Annotated in this window: 14 protein-coding genes; 3 read left to right on the plus strand and 11 right to left on the minus strand. The window is 74.1% G+C overall.

Going from position 1 to position 16230, the window contains the following annotated elements:
• From AB0C99_RS38305 to AB0C99_RS38315, 3 genes are all read right to left on the minus strand, one after another.
• Nucleotides 1–971: glycosyltransferase family 39 protein (locus tag AB0C99_RS38305; protein WP_362484928.1), on the minus strand; the 971-nt coding region annotated here is incomplete at its 3' end.
• Between the two features lie 8 nt (nt 972–979).
• Entirely contained in the window at nt 980–2071 is a 1092-nt protein-coding gene (locus AB0C99_RS38310; protein ID WP_362484929.1) for a glycosyltransferase, read from the minus strand.
• Nucleotides 2072–2497: 426 nt separating this feature from the next.
• Entirely contained in the window at nt 2498–2824 is a 327-nt protein-coding gene (locus AB0C99_RS38315) for a hypothetical protein (RefSeq protein WP_362484931.1), read from the minus strand.
• Between the two features lie 1083 nt (nt 2825–3907).
• Here AB0C99_RS38315 and AB0C99_RS38320 point away from each other — a divergent pair.
• A complete protein-coding gene (locus AB0C99_RS38320) occupies nt 3908–4204 on the plus strand; it encodes a hypothetical protein (RefSeq protein WP_362484933.1) in 297 nt (98 codons plus the stop codon).
• A 90-nt stretch (nt 4205–4294) separates the two neighbouring features.
• Here AB0C99_RS38320 and AB0C99_RS38325 read toward each other — a convergent pair whose 3' ends face one another.
• The 4 genes from AB0C99_RS38325 to AB0C99_RS38340 form a co-directional block, all read right to left on the minus strand.
• Complete coding sequence (locus AB0C99_RS38325) at nt 4295–6307, minus strand: fructose-specific PTS transporter subunit EIIC (RefSeq protein ID WP_362484934.1); 2013 nt, start codon at nt 6305–6307, stop codon at nt 4295–4297.
• A gap of 145 nt (nt 6308–6452) precedes the next feature.
• Entirely contained in the window at nt 6453–7406 is a 954-nt protein-coding gene (gene pfkB, locus AB0C99_RS38330) for a 1-phosphofructokinase (RefSeq protein ID WP_362484936.1), read from the minus strand.
• Nucleotides 7403–8164, minus strand: coding sequence for a DeoR/GlpR family DNA-binding transcription regulator (locus tag AB0C99_RS38335; protein WP_362484938.1), 762 nt, complete (start codon nt 8162–8164; stop codon nt 7403–7405). Before AB0C99_RS38335 ends, pfkB begins: the two co-directional genes overlap by 4 nt.
• A 226-nt stretch (nt 8165–8390) precedes the next feature.
• On the minus strand, nt 8391–9941 hold the full coding sequence (locus AB0C99_RS38340; protein ID WP_362484940.1) for an MFS transporter: 1551 nt from the start codon (nt 9939–9941) through the stop codon (nt 8391–8393).
• Nucleotides 9942–10003: 62 nt separating this feature from the next.
• Here AB0C99_RS38340 and AB0C99_RS38345 point away from each other — a divergent pair, with 62 nt between their 5' ends.
• On the plus strand, nt 10004–10990 hold the full coding sequence (locus AB0C99_RS38345) for a YafY family protein (RefSeq protein ID WP_362484942.1): 987 nt from the start codon (nt 10004–10006) through the stop codon (nt 10988–10990).
• A gap of 72 nt (nt 10991–11062) precedes the next feature.
• On the opposite strand, the gene AB0C99_RS38350 is transcribed toward AB0C99_RS38345, so the two are convergent.
• Nucleotides 11063–12064, minus strand: a complete 1002-nt coding sequence (locus AB0C99_RS38350; protein ID WP_362484944.1) for a sigma-70 family RNA polymerase sigma factor — start codon at nt 12062–12064, stop codon at nt 11063–11065.
• A 416-nt stretch (nt 12065–12480) separates the two neighbouring features.
• Nucleotides 12481–13278 carry a class III extradiol ring-cleavage dioxygenase gene (locus AB0C99_RS38355; protein ID WP_362484946.1) on the minus strand — a complete coding sequence of 266 codons (798 nt, stop codon included), beginning with the start codon at nt 13276–13278 and terminating at the stop codon, nt 12481–12483.
• A 142-nt stretch (nt 13279–13420) separates the two neighbouring features.
• Between AB0C99_RS38355 and AB0C99_RS38360 the strand changes: the two genes are divergently transcribed.
• Entirely contained in the window at nt 13421–13915 is a 495-nt protein-coding gene (locus tag AB0C99_RS38360) for a MarR family transcriptional regulator (protein ID WP_362484948.1), read from the plus strand.
• 154 nt (nt 13916–14069) lie between these two features.
• Here the strand turns inward: AB0C99_RS38360 and AB0C99_RS38365 are convergent, their stop codons facing one another.
• Nucleotides 14070–15608 carry an MFS transporter gene (locus AB0C99_RS38365; protein ID WP_362484950.1) on the minus strand — a complete coding sequence of 513 codons (1539 nt, stop codon included), beginning with the start codon at nt 15606–15608 and terminating at the stop codon, nt 14070–14072.
• Between the two features lie 84 nt (nt 15609–15692).
• The coding region (locus AB0C99_RS38370; RefSeq protein ID WP_362484952.1) for a TetR/AcrR family transcriptional regulator at nt 15693–16230 on the minus strand (538 nt) is incomplete at its 5' end.

Genomic DNA, 16230 nt, shown 5'->3' on the forward strand with positions numbered 1-16230 from the left:
CCCGCGCCGAACAGCTGCGGCCAGAGCCCGGCGAGGGCGGCCGGGTCGGGCTCCGGGATCCACGCGATCTGCCGCCCGGCCTGCGCCCGGCCGAGCAGGGCCAGGGGGACGAGCGGGAGGCAGCCGAGGAGGACGGCGACGACGAAGCGGCGGAGGGGGACGGGGCGGGTGGGACGGACGAGACGGGCGGGGGCGGGCTCGCTCGTGGGCCTGGCGGGACGGGCAGGGGTGAGCTCGCTCGTGGGCCGGGCGGGGGCGGGTGTGCTCGCGGTGCGGCGGCCGGGAGTCGGGGCGGGAGTGATCGGCGGGGGTGGTGGTGTCCGGGCGGCGAGGACGAGGGCCGCGTGGCCGGTCAGGGCGGTGAGGGCCAGGAGGTGGAGGGCGCCGGTGGCGGCCACGGCGAGGGCGTACGCCGCCCAGCGCGCGGTGCCGTCCGGGCGGTCGAGGGCGCGGAGCAGGAGGAGGGTGGCGAGCGCGGCCGCGAGGGTGACCAGGGCGTAGGGCCGGGCCTCCTGCGCGTACCGGGTGAGCGCCGGGGTCAGGGCGAGCAGCAGCCCGGCGGCGAGTCCGGCGCGGCGCCCGAAGAGGCGGCGGCCGACCAGGGCGGTGCAGGCCGCAGCCCCGGCGGCGGCGAGCACCGAGGGCAGCCGCAGGGCGAGGTCGGAGTCGCCGAAGAGGCCCGTCCAGGCGTGCAGCAGCAGGTAGTAGGCGGCGAGGACGGCGTCCACGTGCTGGACGGTGTCGAGCAGCCGGCCCGTCGAACGGGTCGCCAGCTCCCAGCTGGTGAGCTCGTCCTCCCAGAGCTGGGGGCGCCCGGCCCCGTACAGGCCGAGGGCGAGCGCGAGCAGGCCGGGCCCGAGCGCCACCGGCCAGGCCCGGCGGCACTCCTCGGCGCGGGGGCGGGCGGGGCGGGCGGACCGGTCGGCGGCCGGGGCGGCCCCGGTCCGTACGGCGGGGGCGGGGGTGGCCATGGCGCTCCTCAGGCGGGTACGGGAGCGGGGGCGGGGGTGCCGGGGCGGCGGCGGGCGACGGCGAACTCCCGGTTGGCCAGGGTCTGCTCGCGGTAGGCGGCGGGCAGGTCGGGCAGGGCGAGGAGCCGGTCGCAGGCGGCGAGGGAGGCGGCGGGGTCGCCGGTCCAGTAGGCGGTGATCGAGTACTCGAAGAGCAGGCCCCAGCGGTAGACCCAGGGCTGGAGGAAGAGCACGTCGTCGGCGGGCGGCTCGCGGTCGAGGACGGCGGTCAGGACGGCGTGGGCCGCGTGATGGCGGTTCAGCCGGCGGAGCCGGGAGGCCAGTTCGTAGCAGGCTTCGAGGCGCTGGGGCCGGGATTCCCAGGCCCGTACGAGGGCGTCCTGGGCGGCCGGCCAGCCGCCGCCGGCGGCCTCGGGGTGCTCGGCCGCCAGGACCCCCGCCTGGAGCAGGGCGAAGTAGACCTCCTCGCCCCAGCCGCCCATGGCGGCCCGGCGCTCGTAGAGGGCGATCGCCTCGGCGGGGCGGCCCAGGTCGCGGAGGGTCTGGGCGAGGTAGAAGACGGTACGGGGGTTGGCGGGGTCGCGGGCGAGTTCGGCGCCGAGGAGGCGGGCGTCCCGCTCGAACTTGTCGTGCCGGGAGCCGCCGTCGGCGTGGTCCTCGACGACGAGCGCGTCCAGGGGGCGCTGGGTGTGCGGGCGGTCGGCGGTCAGGTACTCGTGGGTGACGCCCTCGTACCGCCAGGGCAGATCGCCTCTGACCAGGCGTTTGATCCGGTATTCGAGGTGTCCTCCGTGCCGGATCAGATACGCGTCGGCGGTCAGCTCGGGGAGCGGGGCGTCCTGGCGCAGGACGTGGTCGGCGTCGAGGAGGAGCAGGTAGTCGGCGCGGCCGCGGGCCCGCGCGATGTTGGCGCTGCGGTTGTGGCCGAAGTCGCGCCACGGCTCCTCGCGGAGCTCGCCGGGGATGCCGGCGAGGGAGCGGCGGATCAGGTCCTGGGTGCCGTCGGTGGAGCCGGTGTCGGAGATGACCCAGGTGTCGACGAGGTGCCGGACGGAGGCGAGGCAGCGTTCGATGACGGCGGACTCGTTCTTCACGATCATGCACAAGCAGAGGGACGGCCGCACGGCAACACCACTTCCGGTGGATCGGTCGGGGGGCGACGGTACGCAGGGGCGTGACGGGGCCGGTCGCGGCACGCCGAGGGGGTGGCCGGGGTTCGCCGTCGCGTACGCATCCATACGGCTGGCGCGACTACGCCATGGCGCTGAGAGGCGGCCGGAGCCGTCAAGGCTTCGCAGTCGCGATCCGATGATCCGATGGAACGCTCATCGGATCATGAGGAACACGGGAACAGAGGAGCACGCATGCGTCCTGATCCACGGACCCGGACCGGGCCGTCGTCGCTCGGCCCGCTCCCCCGGCGACGGGCCTGGCGGGGCGGCGGAGCGCTCGCCTCGGTGGCGCTCGTCCTCACGGGCCTCGCGACACCCGCCGTGGCGGGGCCGGCGGGGCCGGCGGGGCCGGCTCTACCGGCGGGCGTGGCGGGCGTGGCGTCGAGTGCCGCCGCCCCCGCCACGGGCGACGACTGCGGCGGCTGGCCGCCGCCGGGCCACCACGAGGACGGGGGCGGGGGCCACGAGGACGGGGGCCCGCCGCCGTGGGCCCAGGAGGGCGGGCCGCCCCCGGGCGAGGACGGGCCGCCCCGGGGCGAGGACGCGGGGCCGCCGTCGCCGGAGGACGTCCAGCAGTACCTCGACCAGCACCTCCCGGGCCAGACCCCGGCCGTCCCGCCCCGCGCCCTCCGGGCACCGGACGGCGGCGACCACGGCACCCATGGCGACCACGACTGCCACCAGGGGCCGCCGGGGCCGCCGGGCCCGCCTGGGCCGAAGGGGCCGACCGGGCCTACGGGGCCCAAGGGGCACACGGGGGCGACCGGGCCTACGGGGCCGACCGGGCCCAAGGGGCACACGGGGGCCACGGGGCCCACCGGGCCGACCGGGCCCAAGGGGCCCACCGGGGCTACGGGGCCCACGGGGGCCACTGGAGCGACTGGGCCGAAGGGGCCCACGGGAGCTACGGGTGCGACCGGAGCCACGGGGGCAACCGGACCTACAGGGCCCACCGGGGCTACGGGGCCCACCGGGCCTACGGGGCCCACCGGGGCTACGGGAGCCACGGGTGCTATCGGGGCTACGGGAGCGATGGGGGCCACCGGCGCCACCGGGCCCACAGGGCCGACCGGGGCTACCGGGGCGACCGGGGCGACCGGGGCCACGGGAGCGACGGGTGCCACCGGGCCGACCGGTCCCACCGGGCCGACCGGCGCCACGGGAGCCACTGGAGCAACCGGCGACACCGGTCCCACGGGCCCCACCGGCCCAACCGGGCCCACGGGAGCCACCGGGGCTACCGGAGCGACCGGCGACACGGGCCCGACCGGGCCTACGGGTCCCACCGGCGCCACGGGTGCCACTGGCCCCACCGGGGACACCGGTCCCACCGGGCCTACCGGACCGACGGGAGCCACCGGACCCACCGGGGCGACGGGCGCCACTGGCCCCACCGGGCCGACCGGGCCGACCGGGCCCACAGGCCCGACGGGTGCCACCGGAGCCACGGGCCCCACCGGACCCACCGGCCCGACAGGTGCCACCGGAGCGACCGGTGCCACGGGTGCCACCGGACCCACTGGACCCACCGGAGCCACAGGCCCGACAGGCGCCACCGGACCCACCGGCCCGACAGGCGCCACCGGAGCAACCGGAGCCACAGGCCCCACCGGAGCGACCGGAGCAACCGGAGCCACAGGCGCAACCGGCCCCACCGGCCCCTGCACCGACATCGACACCTACAGCCCCTCCAACACCGAGGACTTCCAGGCCGCGCTCTACAACGGCAAGGCGTTCGTCGGTAAGGCCAGCGTGCCCGGTGGGGTGATCGTGTGGCAGGACCTGACCAATGCCACGACCGTCGGGACGGACCCCGCCAATCCCAACTACCCCGCCGACGCCTGCGGCATCTCCATCGAGGCGCAGGGCAACGACGCCTACGTGAAGGTGATCACCAAGGGCGGCCAGGTCTGGCAGACCAAGGGCGCCATCATGGGCAACACCTTCGTGTGGAACCAGCCCTGGGTGCAGCAGACCACCCCCACCCCGGTCGCGGCGCGCGCGCTCCGGTTCACGTACAAGGGTGATCTGAAGAACAGCGGCGGCATCGTCAACCGCTGACGGGACGACGGACACGGCAGCGGAAGACGGAAGACGGAAGGAGGGGCCCCGCAGGGCCCCTCCTTCTCGTCGGCGTCGGCCGCCCGGCCCTCAGGCCGCGACCGCCACCTTCTCCTCCGCGTCCGCCGCCGCCTCCGTCTCCCCCGGCACCGGCTTCCGCGCGCTCTTGAGGAGGATGACCACCCCCGCGCTGACCACCGTGCCGGCGGCGATCGCCAGCAGGTACAGCAGCGGGTTGCCGATCAGCGGGATCACGAACAGGCCGCCGTGCGGGGCCCGCAGGGTGCACTCGAAGGCCATCGACAGGGCCCCGGTCACCGCGCCGCCCGCCATCGCCGCGGGGATGACCCGCAGCGGGTCGGCCGCCGCGAACGGGATCGCGCCCTCCGAGACGAACGAGGCGCCCAGCACCCACGCCGCCTTGCCGTTCTCGCGCTCGGTCTTGGTGAAGAGCCGGCCGCGCACGGTCGTGGCCAGCGCCATCGCCAGCGGCGGCACCATGCCGGCGGCCATCACGGCCGCCATCACCTTGAGCGAGCCCTCGTTGGGCGTGGCCAGGCCGCCGACCGCGAAGGCGTACGCGACCTTGTTGACCGGGCCGCCGAGGTCGAAGCACATCATCAGGCCCAGGATCACGCCGAGGATCACCGCGTTGGCGCCCGAGAGGCCCGACAGCCAGTCGGTCAACGCGCTCTGGAGGCTCGCGATCGGCTTGCCGATCACCAGGAACATCAGGAAGCCCACGACGATCGAGGACAACAGCGGGATCACGACCACCGGCATGATCCCCCGCAACGCCGCCGGGATCCGCACCCGCTGGATGGCGAGGACCGTGCCGCCCGCCACCAGACCGGCGACGAGACCGCCGAGGAAGCCCGCGTTGATGGTGAGCGAGATCGCGCCGCCGACGAAGCCGGGGACGAGACCGGGCCGGTCCGCCATCCCGTACGCGATGTAGCCCGCGAGCACCGGGACGAGGAAGCCGAAGGCCAGTCCGCCGATCTGGAACATCAGGGCGGCCCAGCTGTCCACCTGGCCCCAGTCGAAGTGCTCCGCGACGGACGGGGCCTTGTTGATCTCCCAGCCGCCGAGCGCGAAGCCCAGGGCGATCAGGAGGCCGCCCGCGGCGACGAACGGCACCATGTAGCTCACACCGGACATCAGCCACTTGCGGAGCTTCGTGCCGTACCCCTCGTCCGGCTCGCCCGCCCGCTCCACCGGGGTGGCGGCGGCCGGGGCCGAGACCTCGCCGCGCGCGGCCTTCTCGCGGACCTCGGCGATGAGCTCGGCGGGCCGGTTGATGCCCGCCTTCACGCCGACGTCCACCGTCGGCTTTCCGGCGAACCGTTCCTTCTCCCGTACGGGCACGTCGTGCGCGAAGATCACGCCGTCGGCCGCGGCCAGCACCGCCGGGTCGAGCCGGGCGAACCCCGCCGAGCCCTGCGTCTCGACCACCAGCTCCACCCCCGCGGCCTCGCCCGCCTTCTCCAGGGCCTCGGCCGCCATGTAGGTGTGCGCGATGCCCGTGGGGCAGGAGGTGACCGCGACGATGCGGAACGGCGCCCCACCGGCCGGGGCCGAAGCCGGCGCGGGAGCCGGGGCGGGAGCCGGGGCGGGAGCCGGGGCCGAAGCCTCCGGCGCGGACCCGGCCTCCGGCGCGGGCTCCTCGCCCGCGATCAGCGCCGCCGCTGCCGCCGGGTCCGCCACCGACCGCAGCGCCCCGGTGAACTCCGCGTCCATCAGGTGCCGGGCCAGCGAGGACAGGATCGTCAGGTGCGCGTCGTCCGCGCCGGCCGGGGCGGCGATCAGGAAGACCAGGTCCGCCGGGCCGTCCGGGGCGCCGAAGTCGATGCCCTCGGCGGAGCGGCCGAAGGCCAGGGTCGGCTCGGTGACGTGGGCGCTGCGGCAGTGCGGGATGCCGATGCCGCCGTCGAGGCCCGTCGGCATCTGCGCCTCGCGGGCGGCGACGTCCGCCAGGAAGCCTTCGAGGTCGGTCACCCGGCCCTTCGCGACCATCCGCTCGGCGAGCGAACGGGCCGCCGCCTCCTTGGTTTCGGCGGACAGGTCGAGATCGACCAGGTCCGCGGTGATCATGCTGCTCATCGCGGGCTCCCTTGCTCGCTGGAGACGGGGCTGGAGGGGACGGGGAGGGAAGGATCTGTGGGGGCTGTGGGGGCCATGCAGACCGTGGGGGCCGTGAATACCGGGCGGGCCGTGCGGGCCGAGCGGGACGGGCTGAGCCGTGGCTTCATCGGCCCGCCGCCGGTTCGCTCAGGGGCTGGTCCAGGGGTACGTCCGCGGTGACCGTCACCGCGGCCGGGTCCAGGTCCGCCGGGGTGGGCATCTCGCTGCCGGGGAGCTGGACGGCCGCCGCCCCGTGGGCCACGGCCGCGGCCAGTGCCGCGGGTCCGGTGCCGCCCGCGGCCAGGAAGCCGGCGAGGGACGCGTCCCCCGCGCCGACGTTGGAGCGGACCGCCGAGACGGACGCCCGGCCGTAGTGGACGCCGTCGGCCTCCACCAGGAGCTGGCCGTCCGCGCCGAGGCTGGCGAGGACCGCGCCCGCGCCCCGGTCGCGCAGCTCCTCCGCCGCCTTGACCGCGTCGCCGACGGTGGCGAGCGGGCGGCCGACGGCCTCCGCGAGCTCCTCGGCGTTCGGCTTGACGACATCGGGGCGGGCCGCGAGCGCGGCGAGCAGCGAGGGGCCGGAGGTGTCAAGGGCGATCCGGGCCCCGGCGCCGTGGGCGCGGGTGACCAGCGCGGCGTACCACTCGGGGGCGAGGCCGCGCGGGAGGCTGCCGCAGCAGGCGATCCAGTCGGCGGCCGGGGCGTGCGCGAAGACGGTGGCGAGGACGGTCTCGGACTCCTCGGGCGTGAGCTCCGGGCCCGGGGCGTTGACCTTGGTCAGGGTGCCGTCGGGCTCGGCGATCGCGATGTTGGAGCGGGTCTGCCCGGCGAGCGGCACGGGCGCGACCTCGATGCCCTGCCCGGCGAGCAGCTGGGCGACGAGGGCCCCGGGCGCGCCGCCGAGCGGGACGACGGCGACGGTGCGGTGCCCGGCGGCGGCGACCGCGCGGGAGACGTTGACGCCCTTGCCGCCGGGGTCGACCCGCTCGGCCGAGGCGCGCAGCACCTCGCCGCGGTCCAGGGCCGGGACCTCGTAGGTCCGGTCGAGGGAGGGGTTGGGGGTGACGGTCAGGATCATGCGCGGACGACCTCCGTTCCGGCCGCCTCGATGGCGGCGGCGTCCTCGTCGGAGAGGCCGCTGTCGGTGATGAGCAGATCGATGTCGGCGAGGCCGCCGAAGCGGGCGAAGTGCTCCTGGCCGTGCTTGGCGGAGTCGGCGAGCAGCACGACCCGGCGGGCGGCGGCGATGACGGCCCGCTTGACGGCGGCCTCGGCGAGGTCGGGGGTGGTCAGGCCGTGGGCGGGCGAGAAGCCGTTGGCGCCGAGGAAGGCGACGTCGGCGCGGATCTCCCCGTACGCCCGCAGGGCCCAGGCGTCGACGGCGGCGCGGGTGCGGTGCCGGACCCGGCCGCCGACGAGGTGCAGGTCGATGCCGGGGTGGTCGGCGAGCCGGGCGGCGACGGGCAGGGCGTGGGTGACCACGGTCAGGTCCCGGTCCAGCGGGAAATCGGCGGCGAGGCGGGCCAGGGTGCTGCCGGCGTCGAGGACGACGCTGCCCTCCTCGGGGAGTTCGGCGAGGGCGGCGCGGACGATCCGGTCCTTCTCGTCGGCGGCGGTGGACTCGCGCTCGGCGAGGTCGGGCTCGAAGTCGAGCCGCCCGGCCGGTATGGCGCCGCCGTGGACGCGGCGGACGAGCCCGGCGCGGTCGAGGGCCTTGAGGTCGCGCCGTACGGTCTCGGCGGTGACCTGGAACTCCTCGGCGAGGGAGAGCACGTCGACCCGCCCGCGCTCGCGGGCGAGGCTGAGGATCGCCTGCTGGCGCTCCGGTGCGTACATGTGGGTTTACGTCCGTTCCATGCCCGAACCTGTGGTTTCAGCGCCAGACTACGCAGAGATTTCCGGGAAGTAAACGGAAACGGGCATCCATACGGGCAGAAACGGGCATCGCGCGGGGATTGGAGCCGAAGGACCGTGCCCGGACGTGCCGAAGGCCCCGGCCGGGGGTACCGGACCGGGGCCTTCGGCCCTGTGCGCGCAAGGAGCGCCAGGAGAGTCAGGAGCGTCAGGAGGCGAGCGCGGGCTCCTTCTCCGGGGCGGCGGACGGCCCCGCACCCTCGGCGGCCTCGGCACCGTCGGTGTCGTCCCCGCCCTCCAGGTGCTGCTTCGGCTTGGCCGGGAGCGCGAACATGATCAGGAAGATGCCGCCGAGCACCGCCGCCGCCCAGCCCAGCGAGTTCTGGAAGGCGTCGGTGAAGGCCGCGCCCGTCTCCGCCGGGAAGCGGGCCAGCCGCTCGTCGTCGATCGTGCCGAAGAAGACCACCGACACCAGGCCGAGGCCCAGCGCGTTGCCCATCTGGCCGGTCGTGTTGATCAGGCCCGAGGCCGAGCCGGCGTGCTCGCGCGGCACCTCGGACAGCACCGCGTCCGTCAGCGGGGCCACGATCAGGCCCATGCCGAGGCCCATCACGATCAGCGGCGGGATCATCTGCCAGGTGTGGATCCCGGTGCCGTACCGCCCCGCCTCGAAGAGGTAGAGCAGGATGCCCGCGGCCATGGTCAGGGCGCCCGCCTGGAGCACCTTGCGGCCGAAGCGCGGCACCAGCTTCTGCACCGACAGGCCCGCCGCCGTGGAGACGGCGATCGAGAACGGGACGCCGGTCAGACCCGCGTGCAGCGGGGTCCAGCCGAGGCCGATCTGCATGTAGAGCGTCCAGACCAGGAAGAAGATGCCCATCACGACACCGAACGTGAGCTGGACGGCGATGCCCGCCGCGAACGACTTCACGCGGAACAGCGACAGCTCGACGAGCGGCGAGCCGTCCTTCCTCGTCTTGTACTTCTCGTACGCGACGAGGGCGCCGAAGACGACGAGGCTGCCGGCCATCATCAGGTGGCCCCACAGCGGCCAGCCCAGCTCGCGCCCGCGGGTCAGCGGGTAGATCAGCATCAGGAGCGCGCCGGTCACCAGGACCATGCCGACCAGGTCGAGGCGGAGTGCCTTGGGCGCCTTCGACTCGGTGATGAAGCGGCGGCCCAGGATGACCGCGGCGACGCCGACCGGCAGGTTGATGAGGAAGATCGGGCGCCACTCCAGGCCCGCGATGTTCCACTGGGTGAGCAGCGCGCCGAGCAGCGGGCCGGAGACCGCGCCGAGGCCGATGATCGCGCCGAACATGCCGAAGACCTTGCCGCGCTCGTGCGCCGGGAAGGTCACGTGCACAATCGAGAGGACCTGCGGCACCATCATGGCCGCCGCCGCGCCCTGGAGCAGGCGCGAGCCGACCAGCATCTCCTGGTTGGCGGCGAGTCCGCAGAGCGCCGAGGCGACCGTGAAGCCGACCGTGCCGGCCAGGAAGAGGCGCTTGCGGCCGTAGATGTCGCCGAGGCGGCCACCCGTGATCAGGCCGGCGGCGAAGGCCAGCGCGTATCCGGCGGTGATCCACTGGATGGCGCCGAACGAGGCGCCGAGGTCCCGCTCGATGCTGGGGATCGCGATGTTCACGATCGTGGCGTCGACCAGGTCCATGAAGGCGGCGGTCATGACGATGGCGAGGGCGATCCAGCGCCTCTTGTCGGTGGGGGCCGCTTCCGTGACGGCGTCGTGTGCACTCATATGAGAAAGATAAGAGTCATATAGGTCAGTCCATGTCCTAGATGCGCCGCATCCTGGAAGACATGACGGACACTCCGGCACGACTCCTGAATCTGCTGTCGCTCCTCCAGACCCCGCGCGAGTGGCCCGGCAGCGAGCTGGCCGAGCGGCTCGCGGTCTCCCCGCGCACGATCCGGCGGGACATCGACCGGCTCCGGGACCTCGGCTATCCCGTCGAGGCCAGCAAGGGCGCGGTCGGCGGCTACCGCCTGGTCGCCGGTACGGCCATGCCGCCGCTGCTCCTCGACGACGAGGAGGCGGTCGCGATCGCGGTCGGGCTGCGCGCGGGCGCCGGGCACGCCATCGAGGGCGTCGAGGAGGCGTCCGTACGGGCCCTGGCGAAGCTGGAGCAGGTGCTGCCGTCGCGGCTGCGGCACCGGGTCTCCACCCTCCAGAACGCGACGATCCCGCTGACCCGGGGCGACGGCGCGACGGTCACGCCCGCGACGCTCACGGCGCTGGCGGGCGCGGTCACCGGCCAGGAGCGGCTGCGCTTCGGCTACCGGGCGGGCGACGGGACCGAGTCGAAGCGGCTGGTGGAGCCGTACCGGCTGGTGTCGACCGGGCGGCGCTGGTACCTCGTCGCGTACGACCTGGGGCGCGAGGACTGGCGCACCTTCCGGGTCGACCGGGTCAGCGAGCCCTTCCCGACCGGCGCCCGCTTCACCCCGCGCGAGCTCCCGGCGGGGGACGCCGCCGCCTTCATGGCCCGGTCGATGGCGCGGGCCCAGCCCGAGCTCGACCTGGACGTCTCCTTCGAGGCCCCGGCGGCCTTCGTGGCGGGCCGGCTGCCCTCGCACCTGGTGCCGGCGCCGACCGGCGAGACGAGCTGCCGGCTGCGGACCCGGACCAGCGACTCGACCGAGTGGCTGGCGATCCGGCTGGCGCTGGTCGACGCGCCCTTCAGCGTCCACGGGCCGGAGTCGCTCCGCGCGTACGTGGCGGACCTGTCGACCCGGCTGGCGGCGGCGACGGCGACGGCGACGGCGACGGCGACCGAGGAACGCTGAGCGCCGAACACGGAGCGGCGGCGGTCCCGGACCGAAGTCCGGAGCCGCCGCCGCTAGCCGTACCGGGGACGGTTACGCCACCGCGTCGAAGCCCGTGTCGCGGGCCATCTTCTTCAGCTCCAGCAGCGCGTGCTTCTCGATCTGCCGGATGCGCTCGCGGGTCAGCCCGTGCTCCTTGCCGACCTCGGTCAGCGTCCGCTCGCGCCCGTCCTCGATCCCGTACCGCATCCGGATGATGGACGCCGTGCGGTTGTCCAGCTTGTCGATGAGGTCGTCCAGCTCCTCGCTGCGCAGCAGGGTCAGCACCGACTGCTCCGGCGAGACCGCCGAGGTGTCCTCCAGGAGGTCGCCGAACTGCGTCTCGCCCTCGTCGTCCACCGACATGTTCAGCGAGACCGGGTCGCGCGCCCAGTCCAGCACGTCGGTGACGCGCGCGGGGGTCGAGTCCAGCTCGGCCGCGATCTCCGCGGGCTCCGGCTCGCGCCCGTGCTCGCGGTTGAACTCGCGCTGGACCCGGCGGATCCGGCCCAGCTCCTCCACCAGGTGGACGGGGAGCCGGATGGTGCGCGACTGGTCCGCTATGGACCGGGTGATGGCCTGACGGATCCACCACGTGGCGTACGTGGAGAACTTGAAGCCCTTCGCGTAGTCGAACTTCTCGACCGCGCGGACCAGGCCCGCGTTCCCCTCCTGGATCAGGTCGAGCAGGGGCAGGCCGCTGCGCGGATAGCGCCGGGCCACGGCGACGACCAGCCGCAGGTTCGACTTGATGAAGAGGTCCTTGGCACGCTCGCCCTCGGCGACCAGCGCCTCGAGCTCCTCACGGGTCGCGCCGCCCGCCTCGCTCTCGACCTCCTTGTCGAGGATCTGCCGGGCGAAGACGCCCGCCTCGATGGTCTGCGAGAGCTCGACCTCCTTGGCGGCGTCGAGCAGGGGCGTGCGCGCGATCTCGTCGAGGTACATGCCGACCAGGTCGCGGTCGGCGATCTCCCCGCCCACGGCGCGAACGCTGCTTGCCCGGCTGCTTCCGCTCGCGGCGGAGGACTGACGACGGGCGACGGCACGGGTTGCCATGCGTGCTCCCTTGCTGAGTAGGTCGCGACACCCTCTCGGGTGCCCTGCATCCGACGGAAACAACGACTGGAATCAGGACAGAATTCCCACCCGGCACATGGATTTTCGCGATCATGCAGTATCCTGCGCCGCCGAGCGCACGGAAGGCAGCCCGCAGGAGCTCGTGGCGAGCCACGGATCCGCAGGTCAGCCCCCTTCGGAGGGCCGTCCGGCGGCTCCCGGCGGGCCGTCCGGGCGCCCCGCGCGTGAGACCGCCGTCACATCCGGCGCGGGGACCCCGTCGGCTCCGCTCTCACCCCCGAAGACGTGGTCCGCGCCCCCGGGGTTGCTCAGCCGGCCCGTCCTCCACGCGGTTCGCGGCCGAGGACTCGGCGGGATCGGCGGCCTGGGACCCAGGGGACTCGGCGGCCGGAGACTCAGCCGAACTGCACCGACCGCTTCGCCAGCCCCATCCAGAAGCCGTCGATGACGCTGCGTTCCCGGTCCAGGTCGCCGGCCGCGTCCGCCGCGCCCATCGCCACGAAGAGCGGGGCGAAGTGCTCGGTGCGCGGGTGGGCGAGCCGCCCGGCGGGCGACTTGGCCTCGAAGTCGAGCAGGGCGTCGACGTCGCGCGCGGCGAGGGCCTCGTGGCCCCAGCTGTCGAACTCGGCGGACCAGCCGGGCACGCCGGGCCCGGTGTGGCGCAGGGCGGCCAGGTTGTGGGTGAAGAAGCCGCTGCCGACGATCAGCACGCCCTCGTCGCGCAGCGGGGCGAGCCGGCGCCCGATCTCCATGAGCCGGCGGGGGTCGAGGGTCGGCATGGAGATCTGGAGCACGGGGATGTCGGCACCCGGGTACATCTCGACGAGCGGCACGTAGGCGCCGTGGTCGAGCCCCCGGTCGGGCATGTCCTGCACGGGCGTGCCGGGGGCGCGCAGCAGCTTGCGGACGGACTCGGCGAGCGCGGGCGCGCCGGGGGCCTCGTACCGGACCCGGTAGTAGTGCTCGGGGAAGCCCCAGAAGTCGTAGACCAGCGGGATCGTCTCGGTGGCGCCGAGGGCCAGCGGGGCCTCCTCCCAGTGGGCGGAGACCATGAGGATCGCCTTGGGGCGGGGCAGCGTCGCGGACCAGGCGGCGAGCTCGCCGGGCCAGACCGGGTCGTCGGCGAGCGGCGGGGCGCCGTGCGAGAGGTAGAGGGCGGGCATCCGTTCCAGCGTGGCGTCCGTGGCATCCATGGCGTCCGCCTTCCGTGCGTACTGCGTGCGGCCGAGCCGGTTCTTTGTTCTTGAACTTGGTTCTTGAACTTTCAAGCTCGCTGTCCACGACAGCGTAAATCCATATAGTTCAACTTTCAAGAATGAGTCGTACGATGGATCCATGACCGTGACCGAACCCCGCTGGCTCGACGACGAGGAGCAGCGCGTCTGGCGCGCCTACCTCCATGCCACCACCCTGCTGGAGGACCACCTCGACCGCCAGCTCCAGCGTGACGCCGGGATGCCGCACACGTACTACGGGCTGCTGGTCCAGCTCTCCCAGGCGCCCCGGCGCCGGATGCGCATGACCCAGCTCGCCAAGGACGTGAAGATCACCCGGTCCCGGCTCTCGCACGCCGTCGCGCGCCTGGAGAAGAACGGCTGGGTGACGCGCGAGGAGTGCCCCTCCGACAAGCGCGGCCAGTTCGCCACGCTCACCGACGAGGGGTACGAGGTGCTGCGCAGGACCGCGCCCGGCCACGTCACCGCCGTCCGCCAGGCGCTCTTCGACCGGCTCACCCCGGAGCAGGTCGGGCAGCTCGGCGCGATCATGCGCACGATGGCCGAGGGCCTCGAACCGGCGGACCCGAACGCGGACCTGCCCTGGCTCCGCTGAGACGGGAGCCAGGGCAGGTACGGGGTGACGCGGAGGTGGCGGCGCACCGGCGGGTCCGGCACGACCAGTGGGATCCGTGGGATCCGTGGGATCCGTGGGATCCGTGGGATCCGTGGGATCCGTGGGATCCGTGGGATCCGTGGGATCCGTGGGATCAGTGGGCGATGACCGGGATCTTCACCTCGTCGTCAGCGCCCGCGCCGGAGCCCGAGGCGGCGACGGCTCCCGTGCCCGGCTTGCCGGTGTTGATGAGGGTCAGCGCGATCGCCGCCGAGGCCGCGAGGATGCCGACGGCCCACCAGATCGCCGCCGAGTAGCCCTCGACCATGGCCTGGAGCTGGACCAGCTTCTGCGCCGCCGGGGTGGTCGCGCCGGCCGCGTGGTCCACCAGGTACGCGGTGGTGGCGGAGGCGGCGATCGTGTTCAGGAGCGCGGTGCCGATGGCGCCGCCGACCTGCTGCGAGGTGTTGACCATCGCGGAGGCCACGCCCGCGTCGCGCGGGTCGACCCCGTGGGTGGCCAGGGACATCGCCGGCATGAACGCCGTACCCATGCCGAGGCCCAGCAGCAGCTGCGCCGGCAGGATCAGCCCGGCGTACGAGGAGCCGATCTCCAGCTGGGTCAGCAGCAGCATGCCGAGGGCGGCGGTCAGGAAGCCGGGGCCCATCAGGAAGCGCGGCGGGACCCGGGTCATCAGGCGGGTGCCGATCTGGGTGGAGCCGGTGATCATGCCCGCGATCATCGGGAGGAAGGCGAAGCCCGTCTTGACCGGCGAGTACCCCTTCACGACCTGCAGGTAGTAGGTCAGGAACAGGAACAGGCCGAACATCGCGATGACGGCGAGGCCGAGCGAGAGGTAGACGCCGCCTCGGTTGCGGTCGGTCACCACGCGCAGCGGCAGCAGCGGCGACTTCACCCGCGACTCGGTGAACACGAAGGCGCCGAGGAGGACGGCCGCGCCGACGAACAGACCGATGGTGACGGGGTCGCTCCAGCCGTCGGACTCGGCGCGCGTGAAGCCGTACACCAGGGAGACCAGGCCGAGCGTGGACAGGACCACACCGGGGACGTCCAGCGGCGAGCGGTTGCGGCCGCCGGCCGGCTCGCGGATCACGAAGTACGCGCCGAGGGCGGCGACGACGGCGAACGGGATGTTGACGAAGAAGGTCCAGCGCCAGTTCAGGTACTCGGTGAGGAAGCCGCCGAGGATCAGGCCGACGGCGCCGCCGCCACCCGCGATCGCGCCGTAGATGCCGAACGCCTTCGCGCGCTCCTTGGCGTCGGTGAACATCACCGCGAGCAGCGAGAGGGCGGCCGGGGCGAGCAGCGCGCCGAACGCGCCCTGGAGCGCGCGGGCGCCGAGCATCGTCGCCTCGCCGGTCGCGGCGCCGCCGAGGGCGGAGGCCGCGGCGAAGCCGATCAGGCCGACGACGAAGGTGCGCTTGCGGCCCCACAGGTCGGCGACCCGGCCGCCGAAGAGGAGCAGGCCGCCGAAGGCGAGGGCGTAGGCGGTGATGACCCACTGCCGGTTGCCGTCCGATATCCCGAGGTCCTGCTGGGCGGAGGGCAGCGCGATGTTCACGATCGTCGCGTCGAGCACGACCATGAGCTGGGCCAGGGCGATGAAGACGAGGGCTTTCCAGCGGGAGGGGTCGGCCTGGGCCGGCGGGGCGGACGCGGTTGTTTTCGACATGGGGGTAGCCACCTCTTGGCACGTACTGGTGAAAACTACTGAAAAAGGGACTGCTGTAAGGGCGTTACGAAGCTGAGGGCGAGGTCACGAGGAGCAGCGGTTGTCGCTCCGGAGGTCTTCGAGGGTGGCGGCGGCACCGGCCAGTTCGGAGCGCGCGGGCGCCTCCAGACCGTCCAGGAACACCTGCAGATGGCGGTGGACGAAGCGGTCCATGTTCAGGCAGCCCGTCCCGGGCAGCGGCCGGGTCAGCTGCGACACGGCGACCATCAGGTCCCCGACCCCCACGTCGGACCGGAGCCGGCCGGCCGCCTGCGCCCGGTCGACGAGGCCCTGCACGGCCTCCTCCAGGCGGGCGCGCTCGGCCAGCAGGTCGGGGTGGTCCTTGTCGAAGCCGCCGTCGAGCATCGGGCACAGGGCGCCGATCCGTTCGTCGGCCGCCGCGTGCGTGAAGCGGCGCAGGGCGGCGAAGGTGTCCGCCTCCTGCTCCGCCGCCTCCAGGGCGCGCTCGGTGACGCGGGCCATGAGGGATTTGACGACCTCGCGGACGAGGTCGGCGCGCTCGGGGAAGTTGCGGTAGAGCGTGGCGTTTCCGACACCAGCGCGGCGCGCGACCTCGTCGAGC

The sequence above is a fragment of the Streptomyces sp. NPDC048659 genome (genome assembly GCF_040650575.1).
Classification (GTDB): domain Bacteria; phylum Actinomycetota; class Actinomycetes; order Streptomycetales; family Streptomycetaceae; genus Streptomyces.